We start from the raw sequence: 21,142 nt of genomic DNA on the forward strand, positions 1-21,142 counted from the left end.
TCTCTTTATTAAAATATGTTAAAAATATCTATATATATAAAATAATTAATTTTTTTTATATTTAATAATAGGTTCAGATAAATTATCAATAACTTCACTATTAATTTTAATTTTATATATATTTTTTATTGAAGGCATATCATACATTATATTTAATAATGATTTTTCTAAAATTGATCTTAATCCTCTAGCTCCAGTATTTAATACAATAGATTTTTTAGCAATTGCTTTAATCGCACTATTATCAAATTCTAATTTAATATTTTCATATTCAAATAAAATTTTATATTGTTTAATAAGAGCGTTTTTAGGTTTTAACAAGATTTGTACTAATTTTTTTTCGTTAAGTTCATTTAATGCAACTCTAATAGGTAATCTTCCTATAAATTCTGGTATTAAGCCAAACTTAATTAGATCTTCTGGAAGTACTTTTTTTAAAAGTTTATATCTATTTTTAATTTTATTAATATTTTTTTTTGTTTTCGAATGAAATCCTATATTAGTTGTTATATTAATTCTATTAGAAATAATATCTTCTAATCCATAGAAAGAACCTGCACAAATAAATAAAATATTTTTAGTATTTATTTGGATAAAATCTTGTTGGGGATGTTTACGTCCTCCTTTTGGAGGTACAGAAGCAATAGTACCTTCAATTAATTTTAATAAAGCTTGTTGTACACCTTCTCCAGAAACATCTCTAGTAAGAGAAACATTTTCTGATTTACGTGCAATTTTATCAATTTCATCAATATATATTATACCATATTCTGTTTTTTTTATATCATAGTTAGCATTTTGTAATAATTTTTGTATAATATTTTCTACATCTTCTCCAACATATCCAGCTTCTGTTAAAGTAGTTGCATCAGTAATAGCAAATGGGACGTTAAGAAAACGTGCAAGTGTTTCAGCTAATAATGTTTTTCCACTTCCTGTAGGACCTAATAAAAGAATATTACTTTTTTCAATTATATTATTTTTTTTATTATAATTATTTAATTTTTTGTAATGATTATATACAGATACTGCAAGTATTTTTTTAGCATGTGATTGACTAATAATATAATTATTTAAATAATCAAAAATTTTATGTGGAGTCATAAACTCCAAATTTTTATTTTTAAAAAAAATATTATTTTTATTGATACTTTGTTCTTCTAAAATATTATAATATAATTTAACGCATTCATCACAAATAAAAACCGATTGATTGCTTGAAATTATTTTTTTTACTTCATCTTGATTTTTTTTACAAAAGGAACAAGAAAATTTTATTTTTACATTCTCCTTATTATATGTCATTAAAAACCTCATTTTAATAAATAAAACAATAAATTTTATAATTTATATTTTAGAAAATTTAAAAAATATAAATATTATTTTTTACTCGTAATAATATTATCTACTAAACCATATTCTATCGCTTCTTGCGCTGATAAAAATCTATCTCTATTTGTATCTTTTTCAATAATTGAAATAGATTTTCCTGTATGTAATGACATAAGTTTATTTATAGAATTTTTAATTCTTAAAATTTCTTGAGTGTGAATTTCTATATCTGTTACTTGTCCTTGATAACTACCTAAAGGTTGATGTATCATTATTCTAGAATTAGGTAAACAAAATCTTTTCTTTTTTTTACCAGAAGCTAATAAAAATGCAGCCATGGAACATGCTTGACCGATACAAAGTGTACTAATATCAGAATTTACAAATTGCATAGTGTCATAAATAGACATTCCTGATGTAATGATACCTCCGGGGCTATTTATATATATAAATATATCTTTTTGTGAATTTTGTGAATCTAAAAATAAAATTTGAGCAACTATTAAATTTGCCATATTATCTTCGATAGGTCCAGTTAAAAAAATAATACGTTCTTTTAATAGTCTAGAATAAATATCATATGATCTTTCTCCTATTGAGGTATTTTCGATTACAATTGGAATTGTATTAATTTGATTTTTTTGAATAATTTCATTATTTTTTTTATATGACATTATTATCCTTTCATAAAAAATGTTATAAATTTTTATTTATTCTGAAATTTTTCCCATTCAGATAATGTATAAGTGTTTAATGATAATGAATGAATATTATTTATTTTTTTCCCTAAAATATGATAAATTAGTCTATGCCTAGTAATTAATGTTGTTTTATTAAAAACATTACTCACAATAATAATTTCTAAATGAGTTATTAAATTTTTAATATTATTATTTATATGATTATGATATTGACTATTATCATTAATTTTTAAATATATAGGTTGTAATTTAGATATTATTTTTTTTTTTATTTTTTTTATAATCATTATTATTGTATTTCCAAAATATTTAATATTATTAAAGATAATAAATTATCCTATAAGAAATATTTTAATATTATTAAAGTTAATAATATATATACTTTATAAAATATTTTAAATATTAGAAATTACTAATTTTATAATATTAGAATTACCAGCTAATATATTAGAAGAATTTTTATAATTATAATTTCCAATAAAATCTGTTATTAATCCCCCTGATTCTTTTATTATTAATTCACCAGCAAGTAAATAATTAAAATTTTTTACATTATTATTAATATAACAATTAATTTTATTTGCAGCTAAATAAGCTAAATCTAAAGATAAAGAACCACTAATTCTTATTCCAATTAAATTATTTTTAAATAAATTAAATAGATTAATATTATTTTTTTTTAAAAAAAAATAATTAGTATTTAATGCAAATAATAAAAAATTATTTTCTTTATTATATATATCACAACGTAATTTATATCCATTTAATTGAGCATTTTTACCTCTTATTGCAGTAAATAAATCATTTTTTAATGGATCATATATTAAAGCAATTTCTGTTTTTTCTTTGATACAAATAGCTATAGATATTGAAAAATGAGGTATTTTTTTTAAAAAATTCATAATCCCATCTAAAGGATTGATAATCCATGTAGTTTTTTTATATTTAATAATAAAAAAATTTTCTTTATTTAAAATAATAATATTTTTTGAATATATATTATAAAATATTTTAGTAATTATATTAATTAAATTTTTATTAATTTTTTTTATAAAAATATTACTATCATAATTACTATCAAATATATTGATACTTTGTATCTCATAATTTTTTATAATAAAATTTCCAATATTTCGTATTATACGTATAGCAATATTAAGCATTGGATAACGCATATATTATTTCTCATTTATATTTATTATAATATTATAAACTGAATAATTAAATAATATTTTTTTATTTTATAATAAAAAATTAATATTGAAAATATTTTTTTAATAAAAAATTTTTTATAAAAAATATTGTTTTTTTAAAAAAAACATTTATTATTAAAATAAATATTTTAATAATTTGTTTATTAATTATGTTACAAATAACACAATCAGCACAAGAATATTTTTTAAAATTATTATCTAAAAAAAATAAAAATATATGTATTAGAATTTCAGTTTTAATTAAAAATAATATATTTAAAGGAAATGTTTCTTTTTGTAATATACAAAAAATTAAAAATAATGATATTAAATTAAATTTTAAAAAACTAAATATATTTGTAGAATATAGTAGTTCTAAATTTTTAGAAGATATAAAAATAGATTTTATAAAAAAAAAATTATCTACAAAATTAGAATTTATTATTCTAAATAATAAAAAAATAAAAAATATTAAAAATATAAAAAATCTTAAAAAAGATATTAATAATTTTTTGAAAAATATAATTAATCCCAAATTATTAAATCATGGAGGATTTATTATATTAAAAAATATAACAATTAATAATATTTTATTATTAGAATTTCATGGTGGTTGTCAAGGATGTTCAATGAGTAATCATACGTTAAAAAATTGGATTGAAAAAGAAATAATATATAATTTTCCAAAAATAAAAGGAGTACTTGATGTAACATCTCATAAAAAAAATAAATTTTCTTATTATTAAGTAAATAAATATATCATTTTTTATTTAAATATTTTATGATTCTTAAAATATATACTTACTAATTTAGTAATATAAAAAATATTTATTTATTAAATATTTAAATAAGGAATAAAGATATATGCCAGTAATAGTTCCAAAACAATTACCTGCTATTAATTTTTTAAAAAAAGAAAATATATTTTTATTAATAAAATCTAAAAAATATCAAAAACATTCAAATTCATTAAAAATACTTTTTTTAAATTTAATGTTTAAAAAAATTGAAACAGAAAATCAAATAATTAGATTATTATCTAATTCTTCTTTATTTATAGATTTATCATTATTATCTATACGAGATAATAAATCATCTAATGATTTATCAATTAATCATATTAATAAATTTTATCTAAATTTAGATCAAATAGATAATAAATATTATGATGGTTTAATTATTACAGGTGCTCCTTTAGGATTAATTAATTTTACAGATATAAGATATTGGAAAGAATTTGTAAAAATTATACATTGGGCAAAAGAACATGTTAATTCTATTTTTTCTATATGCTGGTCTGTCCAAGCAATATTAAACATATTATATAATATACCAAAAAAAATTAATAAATCAAAAATTTTAGGTATTTTTAAGCATAAAATTTTATTAAAAAAAAATTTTTTAGTTCAAGGATTTGATGATTATTTTTTTGTCCCTCATTCTAGATATTCTGATTTTTCTTTAAATTTTATAAAACATTATACTGATTTTAAAATTATTTCTTATTCAAGGAAAGCTGGTGTGTATATTTTTTCAAGTAATGATAATAAATATATATTTATTACTGGTCATCCAGAATATGATGCTTTAACAATAAATCAAGAATATTTAAATGATTTACAAAATGGATTAAATATTAATATACCATATAATTATTATCCTTTTAATAATCAAAAATTAATACCAAAAAATAATTGGAGAAGTCATGGGAATTTATTATTTTTAAATTGGTTAAATTATTTATTTTATAAATAAAAATATTTTATATAATTTTTTTAAAAATATTTAATTTTACAAGGAGTTTAAATGTTAACAACTAAATATTTATTTTTTACATCTAAAAATAAAATACTTGATAACAATATCAATAGTCATTCTTTAATGATTAAAGCAGGAATGATTAGAAAATTATCTTCAGGAATATATACTTGGTTACCTACTGGATTAAAAGTAATTAATAATTTTAAAAAAATAATACATTATTTTATGAAAGATATAGGAGCAATAGAATTATTATTACCTATATTACATCCAAGTAATATATGGGAACAAAGTGGACGTATAAATGATTATGGTGATGAATTATTAAAAACTTTAGATCGTAGAAAACATAGTTTTATTTTAGGACCTACTCATGAAGAAGTTATAACTTATTTAATAAAAAATGAAATTAAATCATATAAATATTTACCTATTCACTTATATCAAATTCAAACAAAATTTAGAGATGAAATTAGATCACGATTAGGAGTTATACGTGCTAAAGAATTTTTAATGAAAGATAGTTATTCTTTTCATATGGATGATTTTTCTTTAAAAGAAACTTATAATATTGTACTAAAAACTTATAAAAAAATATTTAATATTATTAATATAAATTTTTTAGTTAAAAAAGCAGATAATAATGTTATTGGAGGTGACATTTCTCATGAATTTCATATTTTTTCTCAAAATGGAGAAAATTCAATTTATTTATCTAAAGATAAAAAATTATTCTTCAATAAAAAATTAGGAGAATATTTTATTTATAAAAAAAATAATATAAATAAAAAAAAAATTCTTAAAAAAAAAATATTAAATTTAAAAAATTGTTTAAACTATGAAAGTTTAGCTAAAATTTGTAATTCATCAATAAAAAATATTATTAAAACAAATATTATACAAACATCGGATAAAATAAATCCTTTTATTGCTTTATTAATAAGAGCTGATTATAAATTAAATTTACATAAAATTAAAAAAATTAATAATAAAATAATTAAAATTTTATCAGAAATAGAAATAAAAAAATTTTTTAACATAAATATAAATTCAATAGGACCTTTTAATTTAAAAATCCCTATTATTGGGGACTATTCTATAGTTAATATGTATAATTTTATTATAGGCGCTAATATTAAAGACAAATATTTAATTAATATAAATTGGAAAATAAATTTACCTATACCTTCTAATATTCAAGATCTTCGGGGTATAACTAAAAATAATTTAATGCTAGACAATAAAAATTTAGTAAAAATTAAACGTAGTATTGAAATAGCACATATTTTTCAAATTGGTAAAAAATATTCCAAAATAATGAATGCATATCTTTATGATAAAAATAAAATTAAAAAACCAATATATATGGGTTGTTATGGAATTGGTATTTCAAGATTAATTGCAGCTATAATAGAACAAAATTACGATTCTCAAGGGATTTATTGGCCAAATTCATTATTAGCTCCTTTCTTAGTAGCAATTATTCCAATTAATATAAATAAATATTTTATAGTTGAAAAATATTCTTTCTTACTTTATAAAAAATTTAAATTATTAGGAATCAATGTTATTCTTGATAACAGAAATTTAAATCCTGGTGCTATGTTTGCTGATATAGATCTTATTGGTGTCCCACATATCATAATTATTAATTATGATAATATTCTTGGTAAGAATATTGAATATAAAGATAGAAAAACAGGACTCAAAAATATTATTTCTATTGATTTAATTGTTGATTTTATTTTTAACAAAATTAAACTAAATAAATGTTTTAATATATTTTTTTCCAAAAGATAAAAAAATTATCTTTTTTAAAAATACTTGCTATACCCTCTTTGGTAACTAATTTATGTTCTAATTCTGCAATTAGTATATTATTATAAAATAATAATGGGATTTGGTCTCTTTTCCATTTAGGAACAGATAACTTTTTCCATATATAATTAATATTTTTTTTATTTTTAATTCCATTAAAATAACATTTTTCTGAAATATTAAATCTTATATATATAATTTCATTATTATGTGGTTTTCTAATATATATTGATTCTTTTTTATAATTTAAATTAAGATTTAATATTATTAATTTTCCTAATTTATTAGGTAATATAAGAGGGATATTAATATTATCCCATACTAAAATAGTATTTTTTTGTAGATTAGGAAAATATTTTATACAATATAAATAATTTTTATATTTACGAATAATATATTGTCCAATTTTAATTTGAGGAGTATTATGATTTTTACAACAAACAATTTCATTCCATATAATGGATAATATTTTTCTAGAAGGCATATAATAATATTTATTATATTCTATCCATTTTCTCATAATAAAATTTCTTTTTATTATATTAAAATTATATAATGGTTTAATAAATAAACTATTATCTTTTTGTATTAATTTAATTAATATTGGATTTATTAAATCTGTTAATAATTCTTCTTGTTCTTTATAATTTTGTATAGATCTAATAACTGCATTTTTAAAAAACGGCCATCTAGTAGTTATTTTTGGTAAAATAATATTACGTAAAAAATTACGATCATATTTTATATTTTTATTACTAGGATCTTCTATCCATTTTAATTTTTTTTTTATAGCATAACAAATTATTTGTTTTTTACTTATTTTAAGTAATGGACGAAATAAAATTAAATTATCAAAAATTTTAATTTTAGATATTCCTGATAATCCTTTTGGCCCACTCCCTCTTTTTAAAAATAAAAAAAAATTTTCACATTGATCATCTAAATGATGAGCTGTAACTAAAATTTCATTTTTATATATAATATTTTTAAAAATTTGATACCTTTTTTTTCGTGCATATTGTTCTATATTGTTTTTATGTTTAATATATATATTTTTATATATAAAAGATATATTCCATTTTTTACATTGCAAAAAACATTGTTTCATCCAAAACGTTGATTTATAATTTAAATTATGGTTAATATGAATAGCCCTTAATAATAAGGAATATTTATTTCTTAATTTAAATAAATTATATAGCAAAACTGTAGAGTCAATACCTCCACTATATGCTATTAATATTTTTTTATATTTATATAATATCTCTTGTGTTTTTTTTTCTATTAACATATTTTAATATTTTATATTAAAATTTAAATAATAAAATTTTAATTAAATTCTAGTTTAATATTATTATCTAATAAATTAATAAATTTATCAAAATTATTTTCTTCGATAGAAAGAAAATAAGATTTTTTATAAAAAATTTTATTTTTAATATTGGAACTTTTATAAAAAAAATATATTGGTATATTTTTTATATTTTTTTTTTTAAAAAATAAAATTTTTTTTAAATTTTTTAAAAAAAACATATTTTTTAAAATTTTTTTATTTATAAAAATAACGTTTATACTATTTAAGTATTTTTTTCTAGCAGTTGTAATTTTTAAAATACTATTAGCATCACAAATAAATAATTTTAATAAATTATTAAAGTATAAAATTCCATTTATTATAATAATATTATTTAATATAATAATATTATTATTATTTATCATATCTAATGATAAATGTATTTCAATAATATCAGAACTATCATCTAGATCAAAAAAAAGAAATTTTTGTTTTTTCGTATTATAAAAAGTACGTATATTACTAATAATACCCCCTATTGTTATTCTTTTAGGTATTCTATTAGTTTTTTTAAAATTAATAAGATTATTTTGTATATTATTTTCTTTTGTATAGAATAAAATTTCTTTTAAATATCCTTTTAATGGATGGCCTGTTAAATAACAACCTAAAATATTTTTTTCCTTTATAAGGATATTTTTTTTAGTCCAAAATAAGTTAATATTATTATCAAGATATTTATTATCTTCTAATAAGACTTTATTTTTTTTATTAAAAAAATCTATCTGTCCTGTTTTTTTTTCTTCTAAATATTTATTAATAATTTTTGTAATTTTTTCTAAATTATTTATTAATAATCCTCTGTTAAAATTAAAATCATCTAATGATCCAGATAATATTAATACTTCTATAACCCTTTTATTTATTTTTTTAAAATTAATTTTAGTAAAAAAATCAAATATAGATTTAAAATAACCATTTTTTTTTCTAGCTTTAAGGATATTATAAGCTTGTTGTTGCCCAATACCTTTAATAGCTCCTAATCCATATATTATATTACCATTTTTATCTACATGAAATTTATATAAGCTATTATTAATATTAGGTGGTAAAATATTAATTTTTAAATTTTTACATTCATTAATTAAATAAATAATTTTATTTATATTATCCATTTCTGATGTTAAAACAGCAGCCATAAATTCAGAAGGATAATATAATTTTAACCATAAAGTTTGATAAGATATTAAAGCATATCCGGCAGAATGAGATTTATTAAAACCATATGAAGCAAACTTTTCTAAAAAATCAAAAATTTTCATAGATAAGGTAGTATTAATTTCTAATTTTTTTGCACCATATAAAAACCGCTTTCTTTGTTTTTCCATTTCTTTATGTTGTTTTTTACTTATTACTCTTCTTAAGATATCTGCCTCTCCTAAACTATATCCTGCTAGTACTTGGGCTATTTTCATTACTTGTTCTTGATATAAAATAACTCCATAAGTAGATTGTAATATTGGTTTTAGTTTTTTATGTTGCCAATTTTTATCAGGATATGAAATAATTTCTTTCCCATGTTTGCGATTAATAAAATTTTCAACCATACCTGATTGTAAGGGTCCTGGTCTAAATAATGCTAATAATGCAATTAAATCTTCAAAATTATCTGGTTTTAATTGTTTAATTAATTTTTTAATACCTTTTGATTCTAATTGAAATATACCCGTAGTCTTAGCTAATTTTAAAAAATTAAAAATTTTTTTATCATCTAATATAATATTATTAATATCAATTAATTTTTTATTGTCTTTAATTAATTTTTTATTAATCATATTTACAGAATGATTAATTACAGTTAAAGTTCTTAATCCTAAAAAATCAAATTTTACTAAACCAATTTCTTCTATATCATTTTTATCAAATTGAGTAACTATATTTTCTCCATTATAATCACAATATATAGTTGTATATTTTATAATATTATCAGGGGATATTACAATACCCCCTGCATGTTTACCTATATTTCTTATTGTGCCTTCTAATTTTATAGAAGTAATAACTAATTCTTTTATATTATTATCTGATTTATATAAATCAGATAATTTTTTATTATTCATAAATGCTTTTTTTAGATTAATACCTAAATCAAAAGGAATTAATTTTGAAATACGATTAATAAAATCGTATGGATATCCTAAAACTCTACCTACGTCTCTTATCACAGATTTTGCAGTCATAGTTCCAAAAGTTATAATCTGGAATACTAATTCTTTGCCGTATATTTCTTTTACATGATTGATAACTAAATCACGTTTTTCCATACAAAAGTCAATATCAAAATCTGGTAATGATATTCTTTCCATATTTAAAAATCTTTCAAAAATTAAATCAAATTTTATAGGATCTAAATTAGTAATATCTAAAACATAAGCTACTAATGAACCAGCTCCAGATCCTCTTGCAGGCCCAACTGGAATATTATTTTTTTTTGCCCATTTGACAAATTCCATAACTATAAGAAAATAACTAGGAAATCCCATTTTATTTATAATATTTAATTCATGATTTAATCTTTTTTGATAGATATTTTTTTTTATTTTAAATAAATTTGATTCTGGATATAAAATTTTTAATTTTTTTTCTAAACTTATATAAGATTTTTTAACAATATATTTTTCAGGAGAGATATTTTTTTTTATATAAAATTTTGGTAAAAAATATTTACCAAATGATAAAAAAACATTACATCTTTTAGATATTTCTACACTATTAGATAGTGCTTCAGGAATATCTTTAAATAAAGAACACATTTCTTCTGTATTTTTCAAAAATTGTTCTTTATTATAAAGAGATTTTTTATTAATTTGATTTAAGTTATATCCCTTATTAATTGCAACTCTTATCTGATGATGATAAAAATCTTCTTTATTTAAAAAACGTACATTATTAGTTGCTACTATAGGAATAGAAAAATACTGAGATAGTTTTAATATTGAATTAATATAAATTTCTTCGTTATCATAATTAGTTCTGGTTATTTCAAAATAAAAACAATTATAAAAATATTTTTTAAAAAAATTAATTATTTTATTTATTAGAAAGAAATTTTCTTTTAAAATATTTATTCCTATTTCTCCTTGTAAACTTCCAGATAAAATAATTAATCCTTTATTATACTTTTTAAGTAAATTATAATTAATAACAGGTCCTAAATCATCATTATAACCATCTTTATAAGCATAAAAAATTAATAATTTAATATTTTGTAACCCAATATTATTCATTGCCAATATAGTTAATATTGAATATTTATTAGAATTAATGTTTTCAAAATTTTTAATTTTTAAATCTACTCCAATAATAGCTTTTAATCCTAATTCATGAGCTATTTTATAAAATTTTATTAAACCAAATATATTATTCAAATCAGTAATGGCTATTGCTGGCATATTTAATAATACGCTTTTTTTTAAGATTTGTTTGATTTTAGCTAGGCCATCTTTAATAGAATAATCACTATGTACATGTAGGTGAATAAATTTTGGATAATTCATATTTTTTATTTTAAAATTTTCATACATATTATTTTTGATTGACAAATAATTTTATTATTAATTTTTGCTGTGTTATTAAAAAATATTAATGAATTTTTTTGTTTTTCTAAATTACTTTCTATCATTATTTGATCTCCAGGAAAAGCTGGTTTTTTAAAACGTACTTTATCAATACCAGTAAGATAATAAAATATGTTTTTTTTTAATTTTTTATTATTTATACTTTTATATAATAAAAGTACTGAAGTTTGTATCATAGATTCTAATAATAAAACTCCTGGATAAATTGGATTTTGAGGAAAATGCCCTTGAAAATAAGGTTCATTTATAGAAATATTTTTTATAGCATTTAAAAATGTAAATTTTTTAAATGCTATAATACGATCTACTAAAATAAAGGGATATCTATGTGGTAAATTAGATAATAATTCATTAATATCTGACATATTATTTTAATTATTTTAATAAAGATAAATTTATTATATAATTTTTTTGTAATTAATCTATTTAAACTTTCTTTATTAAAAAGAAAAAACATTCTTTTGTTGATTTGCTAAATCAATTACATCATTTGTAATATCTTTAACATTTTTCATATAAGCTACAGCAGAAGCATCTAATACAAGATTATATTTACCTTTTTTTGCAATAATATTAATTAAATTATATATAAAAATTAATATTTTATTACGTGCTTGTTCTTGTTTTTGAGCATTTTTTTTTGTAAAAAATTTTATTTTTTTTAATAAAATATTTTTATCATATAAAATCTCTTTTTTTATTATTTCTCTATCTTTTTTTGATAATTTTGTATTTTTTAATTTTTCAATTTTAGATAAAAATATTTTTTTCATTTTTTCTATTTCTAAAAAATCAGAACGTAATTCTTGCTCTAATTTTTTAGACATATTATTTTTTTGAGGTATTGCATAAAAAATTTTTGCAATATTAATTATTACTATTTTAGAACAACAATAAGCATTGTTAAAAGGGACAATTAAAATTGTCATCAATAAGATTATTTTTAATAAATATTTCATATAATGATCTACTCCTATCTATTTTAATTAACAATTAAATTACCATTTTTTTAAAAAATTAAATTGAAAAAATTGAGTTTTATCTGTTTTATATTTTGTAAATGGGTATGCAAAAGATATATTTACATCGCCGAAAGGTGTATGAAATTGGAAAGATAACCCAATTGAAGATCTGATTTGTGAAAAAATATTAAAATTCGGAATTTTATATAATTTAAATAAATAATTATTTTTCCATGAAGTATCTATTAAATTACCAATATCTAAAAAAAGAGATGATTTTATTTGCTCTATATATTGATTATCTAAAAATGAAATAGGAATAATTAATTCATTATTAAAATTAAATAAAAAATTACCTCCAATTGAATTATTAGATAAACAGATAGTTTGCCCATTATTACAACGATATTTTTTTGAAGAATAATATATAGCTTTAGGACCAATACTATTGGTTTGGAATCCTCTTATTGTATTAGAACCTCCCAAATAAAAATTTTTATAAAAAGGATATTTACCACCTAAAAAACCATTTCCATAACCAAAATGGCTTTTAAATAAAAATACTACAGGATTATTTTTAAAATAACTTTTAAATATTTGTAAATTTAAAGGAATATATCTTGAATAATTAAAATTAATTTTAAAATTACGATTTTTACTATACCATGGGATAGAAAAATATGTTTTTAAAGAACTTAGTATCCCATTTTCTGGGATTATATCTAAATTTTTTAAATTACTATATAAAAAAGAATAATTAACTATAAATTCATCTAATAAATAATGATTATATAATTTATTATACATTTTATATCCTATATATCTAAGATAATTCCATAGATATAATTCTGGTTCAATATTACTAATATGATTTTGTATAAATCCAATACTATTGGTAATAGTATAATTATTATTAATAGGAAACTTTAAAATTCCAAAAAAACCTTGATTTTTATTAATATAATTATAAAACAAGTTATCATCTTCATTAATTGTATTTAAAAATATTTTTATACCAGCATTAATTTTTTTAAAAAAAAGATGATTTTTCATAATAAAAAATTGTAAATAAGAATGATAAAAATCTTTACTAAAATTAATATCTATATCATATCCAGTACCTATAAAATTATTTTGTTGTAAAATAGTATTAAATGCTAATAAACCTCCTTGAATCATTCCTAATCCTGACTTTAAAAATCCTTCATTTTTCTCATCTACTTGATATAATACATCTATTGTATTATTTAAATCATGATTTTTATGAAAAAATATTTCTACTTTATTAAAGTATCCTAAAGAAAATAATTTATCTTTAGTTTTTTTTATTAATTCAATATTAATTAGGTTTCCTTCTATTTGTAATAGTTCATTTCTTAAAATAGAATCTTTAGTAAAATTATTTCCTAAAAAATTAATTTTTCTTACATAATATTGACGATTAGTATTAATTTTAAAAATTATATTTATTTTATTATTTTTGTCATCTAAAATTGTTTTTATCATAATTTGTGAATCTAAAAATCCATTTTTTTCTAAAAAATTTTTTATTTTATATTTTAAATCTATAATTTTTTTATTTTGATAAATTGTCCCTGGTATAATATTAATTATATTTTTAATATGTTTATAATATTTTTTTTGATCAATATCTAATAATATTTTATTATAAAAATATCTTTTATCTTCTTTTATTTTTATTATTAAATAAACATTTTTTTTATTAAATGATAAATTTTGAATAATATTTTGGATTTTAAATTTTACATATCCATTATTTATATAAAAATTTTTTAATTTATCTAAAATTTTAATAATATAACTAATTTCATATTTATTTTTTTTTGAAAAAACAAATAAAAAATTATTATTTATTTTTAAATGATTTAATAAAAAATTAGTTGAATAATTATTATTACCTATAATATTAATTTGATTAATTTTTGCAAAACCATCTTCTTTTAAAGTTATTAAAATATTAACTTTATTATTTTTATTTTTTAGAATTTTTATTCTTATAAATGAAGAAAACATTGAAGATCTGAAAAAGAATAATTCTATATTTTTTCTAAAAAAAAATAATAAATTATTATTTAATATTTGACCCTTTTTTATTTTCAGTTCATTTAATAAATAATAAATAATATTATTATTAATTATTTTATTTCCTTTAACTATTATATTATTAATAATCGGTTTTTCTGTAATTTTTACAAAAATAAAATTTTTATTTTGGAAAACATTAATATTATTTACCATATTAGTTATATATAATATATGCATAATATTAGATATTTCTTTTAAAGAAATACATTTTTTTATATCTTTATAACAAGATATACCAAGATCTTGTAATTTAATTTTATTTAAACCAAAATATATTATATTTTTAATACAAGATTTTTTTTTTAAAATAGCTGAATAACAAATATTATTAATATTAAAAAATAATAAAAAAATAAGTATATATTTATAATATTTAAAAATTTTTAAAAAATATTTTTTTTTATTAAAACTGTTTAAAATCATTTATAAATGTAAACCCCATAATTATAGTTAAAATAACTATACTAATAGTATATATGAATTGTTTAATTTTATTTGATATTTTTTTACCAATAATTTTTTCATAAATTAAAAATAATAATTGTCCACCATCTAAAATTGGAATAGGAAATAAATTAATTATACTTAAATTAATATTTATTAAAGCTAAAAACATAAAATAATAAATAAAATTATTACGAACTAATATACTGGCGATATGTCCTATTGAAATAGGTCCATTTAATCTATAAATATTTTTTTTATTATTTAATAAATAAATAAAAGAATTTAGAATTAATTTTATTGATTTTAAAGTTTCACTTATGGATTTTTTTAATGATTTAATTAAATTTAATTTATATATACTTTTTGAAGTATCTTTAATACTTATTATTTGTGGTAAAAAACCTAAAAAACCATTTTTTTTATATTTTCTAAAAGAAGTTAAAATAATAAAATTCATATTTTGTTGTTTTCTTTTTATTTTTAAATGAATAAATTTATTTGGATTATTATATATTAATTTTTGAAAATTATACCAATTAATAAATTTTTTTCCTTCTATACTTAAAATTTTATCACCGATATGTAATTTTGATTTATCTGCTGGTGAACCAGGTATTATATATGTAATAATAGGATTAATCTTTAATCCTTTAGGTATTATTCCTAACATTAATATTAAATTTTTCTCTTTTGAAAATTTTATAAAATTATTATCAATATTTAATTTTTTATTTTTAATCAAGTTATAATTTTTTTTATTAATTTCTAAATTTATTTTTTTATTTAAATTAATAAATTGATTTAGTTCTAAATTTAAGAAATTCCAACTATTAATAGTTACATTATTAATTTTTTTAATTTCTAAATTAGATTTTAATCCAATTATATTAGCAATTGAAGTATAATTAATTTCATTAATAGTATTTTTTTTTATCGGTAATCCTATAAAAAAAATTATCCAATAAACTAATATTGCAAAAATAATATTTGCAATTGGACCTCCTAAAATAATTAATAATTGTTTAAAAAAACTTATTTTTTTAAAAAATAATAATTTAAATTTTTTTATATATTTTATATTATCATTACTGATAATATCAGGTATTTTAACATATCCACCTAATGGGATTAATCTTAGCACATAATTAGTTCCATATTTATCACGGTATTGAAAAATTTTTTTACCAAAACCTACAGAAAAACATTCTATATAAATATTAAATGATCTTGCTATATAAAAATGACCATATTCATGTATTATAATTAAACTACTTATAGTTATAATAAATATAATTATGTCATATAAAATATTAAACAAAATTTTAACTCCTAAAATTAGGATTTTTAATCTATATTAATAATATATTAATTAAAATTTATCTATAAAATAAATTTTATTAATCTCCACCAAACCGACGATTTCTTTTTATAAAAGAATTTAATGCTTTTTTAAAATCCTTTTTATTAAAATCAGGCCATAATTTTTTAGTAAAATATAATTCTGAATATGCAATTTGCCAAATTAAAAAATTACTTATACGATACTCTCCACCTGTTCTTATTACTAAATCTACGGGAGAAATATCGTTTAAACAAATATAGTTATTTATAATTTTTTCATTAATATTTTCAGGATTTAATAATCCTTTATTAATATCTACAACAATTTTTTTCACACTATTTACAATATCCCAACGACCACCATAATTAGCTGCTATATTTAATAATAAATTATTATTATTTTTTGTTAAATTTTCTGCTTTAATAATTGCTTTTTGTAAAGAAAAATTAAATTTATTTTTATTACCAATAATTTTTAAACGTATTTTTTTTTTTTCTAAGTTTTTTGTTTCAATATCTAATATTTCTTTAAATAAATCCATTAAAAATGTTACTTCATCACTGGATCTTTTCCAATTTTCACTACTAAAAGCATATAAAGTTAATGCTTTTATATTATATTTTAAACATAAACCAATTATTTTTTTTACAGTTTTAACTCCTTTTCTATGACCTAAAAAATTTAATTTTTTATTTTTTTTAGCCCATCTTCTATTACCATCCATAATAATTGCAATATGATTAGGATAAGAGATAATATTATTTTTTTCTTTACTAATTTTATTTATTTTCATTTTTTTTTAAAATTGGAAATTTTATATTTATAACTAATAAATAAAAAATAAATAATATAAAAAAATTCTATTTTTTAATCTAAATTACTAATTAAAATAATTCTTTTTCTTTCTTTTTTAAAAATTCTTTTATATAATTAATATAAAATGTAGTTTGTTTTTGAACAATACTATATAATTTTTGTTCTTGATTTTCATCTATATCTTTATTTTTTAAACAAAATTTAATTTTATTATTTGTTTTTCTACGTATATTACGAATATTAATTCTATTAAATTCTGCTTCTATTTTTATATTTTTAAAAATTTTTATTTTCCTAGTTTCTGTCATAATAGGCATTTTAACATAAATACTAGAATCTATTATTTTAGTTGTTACATCTAAATTTGAAAGTATAATACTTTTTTCTATATTTTTTATTATTGTATAATCAAATGGAGTTATTTTTAGGGTAGAAGAATTTTCGACAACTATAGAAGATATATGATGAATTAATATCGATTTATTATTTAATTTTAAAGAAATATTATTTAATAAATAAGGAGATAATCTAGTCTGTGATAGATTATTAATTTTATCTATAAATAAATCTATACATTTTTGCATATTTTTTTTATTATCATTTATAATATTATTATACATATAATATCCTTAATTTAAATTATATATTTTTATTTAATTATTTTTAATTACTGTCCCTTCAAGTTTACCGGTTAAAATTCTATAAAGTGATCCTGGTTTTTGAATATTAAAAATATGTATAGGAACATTATAATCACGCGCTAAAATAAAAGCTGTATTATCCATAATTTTAATTTTTTTTTTTATTACATAATCATAATCTATTTTATCAAAAAATTTAGCATTAGAATAATTAATAGGATCTTTTGAATATACCCCATTTACTTTTGTTGCTTTTAATATAGCATTAGCTTCTAATTCAATCCCTCTTAAACATGCTGTAGTATCTGTAGTAAATAAAGGATTACCAATACCACCTGTTAATACAATTATATTTTTTTTAATTAAATCCATTGCTTCAAAAGCATTATATTCTTTACATATCCCCTGTATTGGTAAAGATGACATTAAATATACATTAATTAATTTATTTTTAATTGATTGATATAACAATAAACCATTAATAATTGTTGATAACATACCAATTTGATCACCTAAAACTCTTTTCAAATTATTATTTCCATTACAATATTTACCTCTAAATAAATTTCCTCCTCCAATTACTATTGCTATTTCAATACCTAATGGTAAAATACTTTTTACTTCTTTTATAATATAATCTAATAATTTATTATCTATACCAGATAGATTTTTACCTTGTAAAAATTCTCCACTTATTTTTAATATAATACGATCATAAATTATTTTTGTTTTAATATTCATATAGTACTTATTATATTTTTTATATAAAATATATTTTATTAAATTGTATAAATAAAACAATTAATTTTTAATTATATTTGAACCTAATTCAAAACATATAAATTCAAAAATTTTCATATTATTTTCATTTAAAAAATGAAATACTGTTTTATTATTATCTAATAAAAATTTTTGATTATATAAAGTAATATTATTTATAAATTTTTTTACACGTCCTTCTATTATTTTTTTTATAATTATTTTAGATTTATTATTTTTTAATGCAATACTTTTTTGTAAATCATATTCATGATTTATAATATTTTCTGGAATATTTTTTTCAGAAATATAATCAGGTTGTAACATTGCTATATGCATAGAAATTTGTTTCATTAATAGATCATTATCTATATTAGATCTAATTATTACCCCGATACGTTTACTATGGTGTATATATTTTCCTATAAATTTCCCTTGAATATAACCTAACCTATTAATATATATATTTTCTTTTAAAATTCCAATTAAATTTATTCTTTCTTGATTAAAAATTTTTCTTAATATAGAAATATTAACTTGTTGATGTTTAAATACATATGTTAAAATATTTTTTCCAAATTTTATTATTTGTGATGATTTTGCTACAAAATCTGTTTGGCAATTTATTTCTAATAATATTCCAAAATCTTTAGTTATATAATCTAAAATTAATCCTTCTTTTGTTTTATTTTTTGATTTTTTAATAGATTCTATTTTTGCATATTTCCTTATATAATCTATTGCTTTATTAATATCTCCTTTTGTAACTATTAATGCTTTTTTGCATTCTATAATACTAATATTCGTTATATTTCTTAATTCTTTAATTTTATTAATGTCAATTTTCAATCTTAACTCCTAATTAGTTTATAAATTCTTTTTTATTATTAATATTTAAATTATTATTTGAAATTGCTTTAGTTACATAATATAAATATAATTTTATTGCACGAATAGCATCATCATTAGCCGGGATAACAAAATTAATACCTTCAGGATTTGAATTAGTGTCTACAATAGCAAATATAGGAATATTTAATTTTTTAGCTTCTTTTATAGCAATTTTTTCATAATTTGCATCAATAACAAATATAGCATCAGGTAATCCTCCCATATTTTTTATACCTCCTAAACTTTTTTCCAAGTTTAATAACTCTCTATTTCGTGTTAATACTTCTTTTTTTATTAATTGTTTAAACATTCCATTTTTTTTTTGTAATGATAATTCTTTTAATTTTTTTATAGATTGTTTTACAGTTTTCCAGTTAGTTAACATTCCGCCTAGCCAACGATGATTAACAAAAAATTGATTACAATTAATTGCTGTTTCTTTTATAAGATTAGATGCAGCTTTTTTAGTTCCAATAAATAAAATCTTACCTTTACGAGAACTTATTTTTTTTAGTTCTTTTAATGCATTATTAAACATTAAAACAGTTTTATCTAAATTAATAATATGTATTTTATTTTTATATTTAAAAATAAATTTTTTCATTTTAGGATTCCAATAACGAGTTTGATGTCCAAAATGCGCACCTACTTTAAACATTTTATTAATAGATATAGACATTATTCTTTATCCTTATTTATTATATTATTAAAATAATATTATAAAATTAATATTTATACAAAAAAATAATTTGATTAATTAAATTTAATAATATTTAAATTTAATCTAATTATTTATAATATAACATTTAATATATAAGATTAATAAATTTATAAAATAAAATAATGAAAATATTAATTAAAAATTCTAAAGAAATAAAAAAAATTAATAAATCTTGTCAATTAGCTGCAGAAGTATTAGAAATGATTGAAAATTATATATTACCAGGGATTAGTACAGAAGAAATTAATAATATATGTCATAATTATATTACAAAAATTCAAAAAGCTAAACCTGCAACTTTAGGATATAATGGATTTCCGAAATCTATATGTATTTCTAAAAATGATATTGTGTGTCATGGTATTTCAAATAAAAATGATATATTAAAACAAGGTGATATTGTTAATATAGATGTAACTGTTTTGTATAATAATTATTATGGTGATACATCAAAAATGTTTTTTGTTGGAAATAAAATTTCTACAAAATCTAAATTATTATGTTTAACTGCTCAAAAAAGTTTATATAAAGCAATTAGTATTTTAAAACCAGGAATTAGATTATATAAAATTGGACAGGTAATTCAAAAATATGTCGAATCAAAAAATTTTTCTGTTGTAAGAAATTATTGTGGACATGGTATAGGAAAAAATTTTCATGAGGATCCACAAATTTTACATTATGAAGCATATGATTATGGAATTTTATTAAAACCTGGGA

At 17.5% G+C, this 21,142-nt stretch carries 19 protein-coding genes; 4 read left to right on the top strand and 15 right to left on the bottom strand.

Features of this window, described 5'->3' with window-relative positions; all coding sequences use genetic code 11:
- Window positions 1-45 precede the first annotated feature (45 nt).
- From clpX to GJU04_RS01075, 4 genes are all read right to left on the bottom strand, one after another.
- On the bottom strand, window positions 46-1,305 hold the full coding sequence (clpX, locus tag GJU04_RS01060) for an ATP-dependent Clp protease ATP-binding subunit ClpX (protein WP_168893059.1): 1,260 nt from the start codon (window positions 1,303-1,305) through the stop codon (window positions 46-48).
- 74 nt (window positions 1,306-1,379) lie between these two features.
- Window positions 1,380-2,006, bottom strand: a complete 627-nt coding sequence (gene clpP, locus GJU04_RS01065) for an ATP-dependent Clp endopeptidase proteolytic subunit ClpP (RefSeq protein ID WP_168893060.1) — start codon at window positions 2,004-2,006, stop codon at window positions 1,380-1,382.
- 32 nt (window positions 2,007-2,038) lie between these two features.
- On the bottom strand, window positions 2,039-2,320 hold the full coding sequence (locus GJU04_RS01070; RefSeq protein ID WP_168893061.1) for a BolA/IbaG family iron-sulfur metabolism protein: 282 nt from the start codon (window positions 2,318-2,320) through the stop codon (window positions 2,039-2,041).
- A 108-nt stretch (window positions 2,321-2,428) separates the two neighbouring features.
- Window positions 2,429-3,208, bottom strand: coding sequence for an inositol monophosphatase family protein (locus GJU04_RS01075; RefSeq protein ID WP_168893062.1), 780 nt, complete (start codon window positions 3,206-3,208; stop codon window positions 2,429-2,431).
- 188 nt (window positions 3,209-3,396) lie between these two features.
- On the opposite strand from GJU04_RS01075, the gene GJU04_RS01080 reads away from it, so the two are divergent.
- The 3 genes from GJU04_RS01080 to GJU04_RS01090 all read left to right on the top strand — a co-directional run bounded on the left by GJU04_RS01080 (window position 3,397) and on the right by GJU04_RS01090 (window position 6,787).
- Window positions 3,397-3,972, top strand: a complete 576-nt coding sequence (locus tag GJU04_RS01080) for a NifU family protein (protein WP_168893063.1) — start codon at window positions 3,397-3,399, stop codon at window positions 3,970-3,972.
- A 118-nt stretch (window positions 3,973-4,090) separates the two neighbouring features.
- Window positions 4,091-4,981, top strand: a complete 891-nt coding sequence (locus GJU04_RS01085) for a homoserine O-succinyltransferase (protein WP_168893064.1) — start codon at window positions 4,091-4,093, stop codon at window positions 4,979-4,981.
- A gap of 51 nt (window positions 4,982-5,032) precedes the next feature.
- Window positions 5,033-6,787 carry a proline--tRNA ligase gene (locus GJU04_RS01090; protein ID WP_168893065.1) on the top strand — a complete coding sequence of 585 codons (1,755 nt, stop codon included), beginning with the start codon at window positions 5,033-5,035 and terminating at the stop codon, window positions 6,785-6,787.
- On the opposite strand, the gene tilS is transcribed toward GJU04_RS01090, so the two are convergent.
- The 11 genes from tilS to rpsB form a co-directional block, all read right to left on the bottom strand.
- Window positions 6,762-8,096 carry a tRNA lysidine(34) synthetase TilS gene (gene tilS, locus GJU04_RS01095; protein ID WP_168893066.1) on the bottom strand — a complete coding sequence of 445 codons (1,335 nt, stop codon included), beginning with the start codon at window positions 8,094-8,096 and terminating at the stop codon, window positions 6,762-6,764. The genes GJU04_RS01090 and tilS overlap by 26 nt on opposite strands.
- Window positions 8,097-8,134: 38 nt before the next feature.
- Window positions 8,135-11,683 (bottom strand): DNA polymerase III subunit alpha, encoded by a 3,549-nt coding sequence (dnaE, locus tag GJU04_RS01100; RefSeq protein ID WP_246208777.1) that lies wholly within the window; start codon window positions 11,681-11,683, stop codon window positions 8,135-8,137.
- On the bottom strand, window positions 11,662-12,102 hold the full coding sequence (fabZ, locus tag GJU04_RS01105) for a 3-hydroxyacyl-ACP dehydratase FabZ (protein ID WP_168893067.1): 441 nt from the start codon (window positions 12,100-12,102) through the stop codon (window positions 11,662-11,664). The genes dnaE and fabZ overlap by 22 nt, the downstream gene beginning before the upstream one ends.
- Before the next feature lie 75 nt (window positions 12,103-12,177).
- Window positions 12,178-12,696: an OmpH family outer membrane protein gene (locus tag GJU04_RS01110; protein ID WP_168893068.1), complete on the bottom strand. Its 519-nt coding sequence runs from the start codon at window positions 12,694-12,696 to the stop codon at window positions 12,178-12,180.
- Window positions 12,697-12,735: 39 nt separating this feature from the next.
- A complete protein-coding gene (gene bamA, locus GJU04_RS01115; RefSeq protein ID WP_168893069.1) occupies window positions 12,736-15,228 on the bottom strand; it encodes an outer membrane protein assembly factor BamA in 2,493 nt (830 codons plus the stop codon).
- Entirely contained in the window at window positions 15,209-16,570 is a 1,362-nt protein-coding gene (gene rseP / locus GJU04_RS01120) for an RIP metalloprotease RseP (RefSeq protein ID WP_168893070.1), read from the bottom strand. Before rseP ends, bamA begins: the two co-directional genes overlap by 20 nt.
- 79 nt (window positions 16,571-16,649) lie before the next feature.
- Window positions 16,650-17,387, bottom strand: coding sequence for a polyprenyl diphosphate synthase (gene uppS / locus GJU04_RS01125; RefSeq protein ID WP_168893071.1), 738 nt, complete (start codon window positions 17,385-17,387; stop codon window positions 16,650-16,652).
- 91 nt (window positions 17,388-17,478) lie between these two features.
- Window positions 17,479-18,030 carry a ribosome recycling factor gene (locus GJU04_RS01130; protein WP_168893072.1) on the bottom strand — a complete coding sequence of 184 codons (552 nt, stop codon included), beginning with the start codon at window positions 18,028-18,030 and terminating at the stop codon, window positions 17,479-17,481.
- A gap of 33 nt (window positions 18,031-18,063) precedes the next feature.
- Window positions 18,064-18,792, bottom strand: coding sequence for a UMP kinase (gene pyrH, locus GJU04_RS01135; RefSeq protein ID WP_168893073.1), 729 nt, complete (start codon window positions 18,790-18,792; stop codon window positions 18,064-18,066).
- 60 nt (window positions 18,793-18,852) lie between these two features.
- On the bottom strand, window positions 18,853-19,659 hold the full coding sequence (gene tsf / locus GJU04_RS01140; protein ID WP_168893074.1) for a translation elongation factor Ts: 807 nt from the start codon (window positions 19,657-19,659) through the stop codon (window positions 18,853-18,855).
- 13 nt (window positions 19,660-19,672) lie between these two features.
- Window positions 19,673-20,380, bottom strand: a complete 708-nt coding sequence (gene rpsB, locus GJU04_RS01145; RefSeq protein WP_425482529.1) for a 30S ribosomal protein S2 — start codon at window positions 20,378-20,380, stop codon at window positions 19,673-19,675.
- Between the two features lie 164 nt (window positions 20,381-20,544).
- Between rpsB and map the strand changes: the two genes are divergently transcribed.
- The coding region (gene map / locus GJU04_RS01150) for a type I methionyl aminopeptidase (protein WP_168893075.1) at window positions 20,545-21,142 on the top strand (598 nt) is incomplete at its 3' end.

Origin of the sequence: Enterobacteriaceae endosymbiont of Donacia marginata, from assembly GCF_012567685.1 — a bacterium.
In the GTDB taxonomy this organism is placed as follows: Bacteria; Pseudomonadota; Gammaproteobacteria; order Enterobacterales; family Enterobacteriaceae.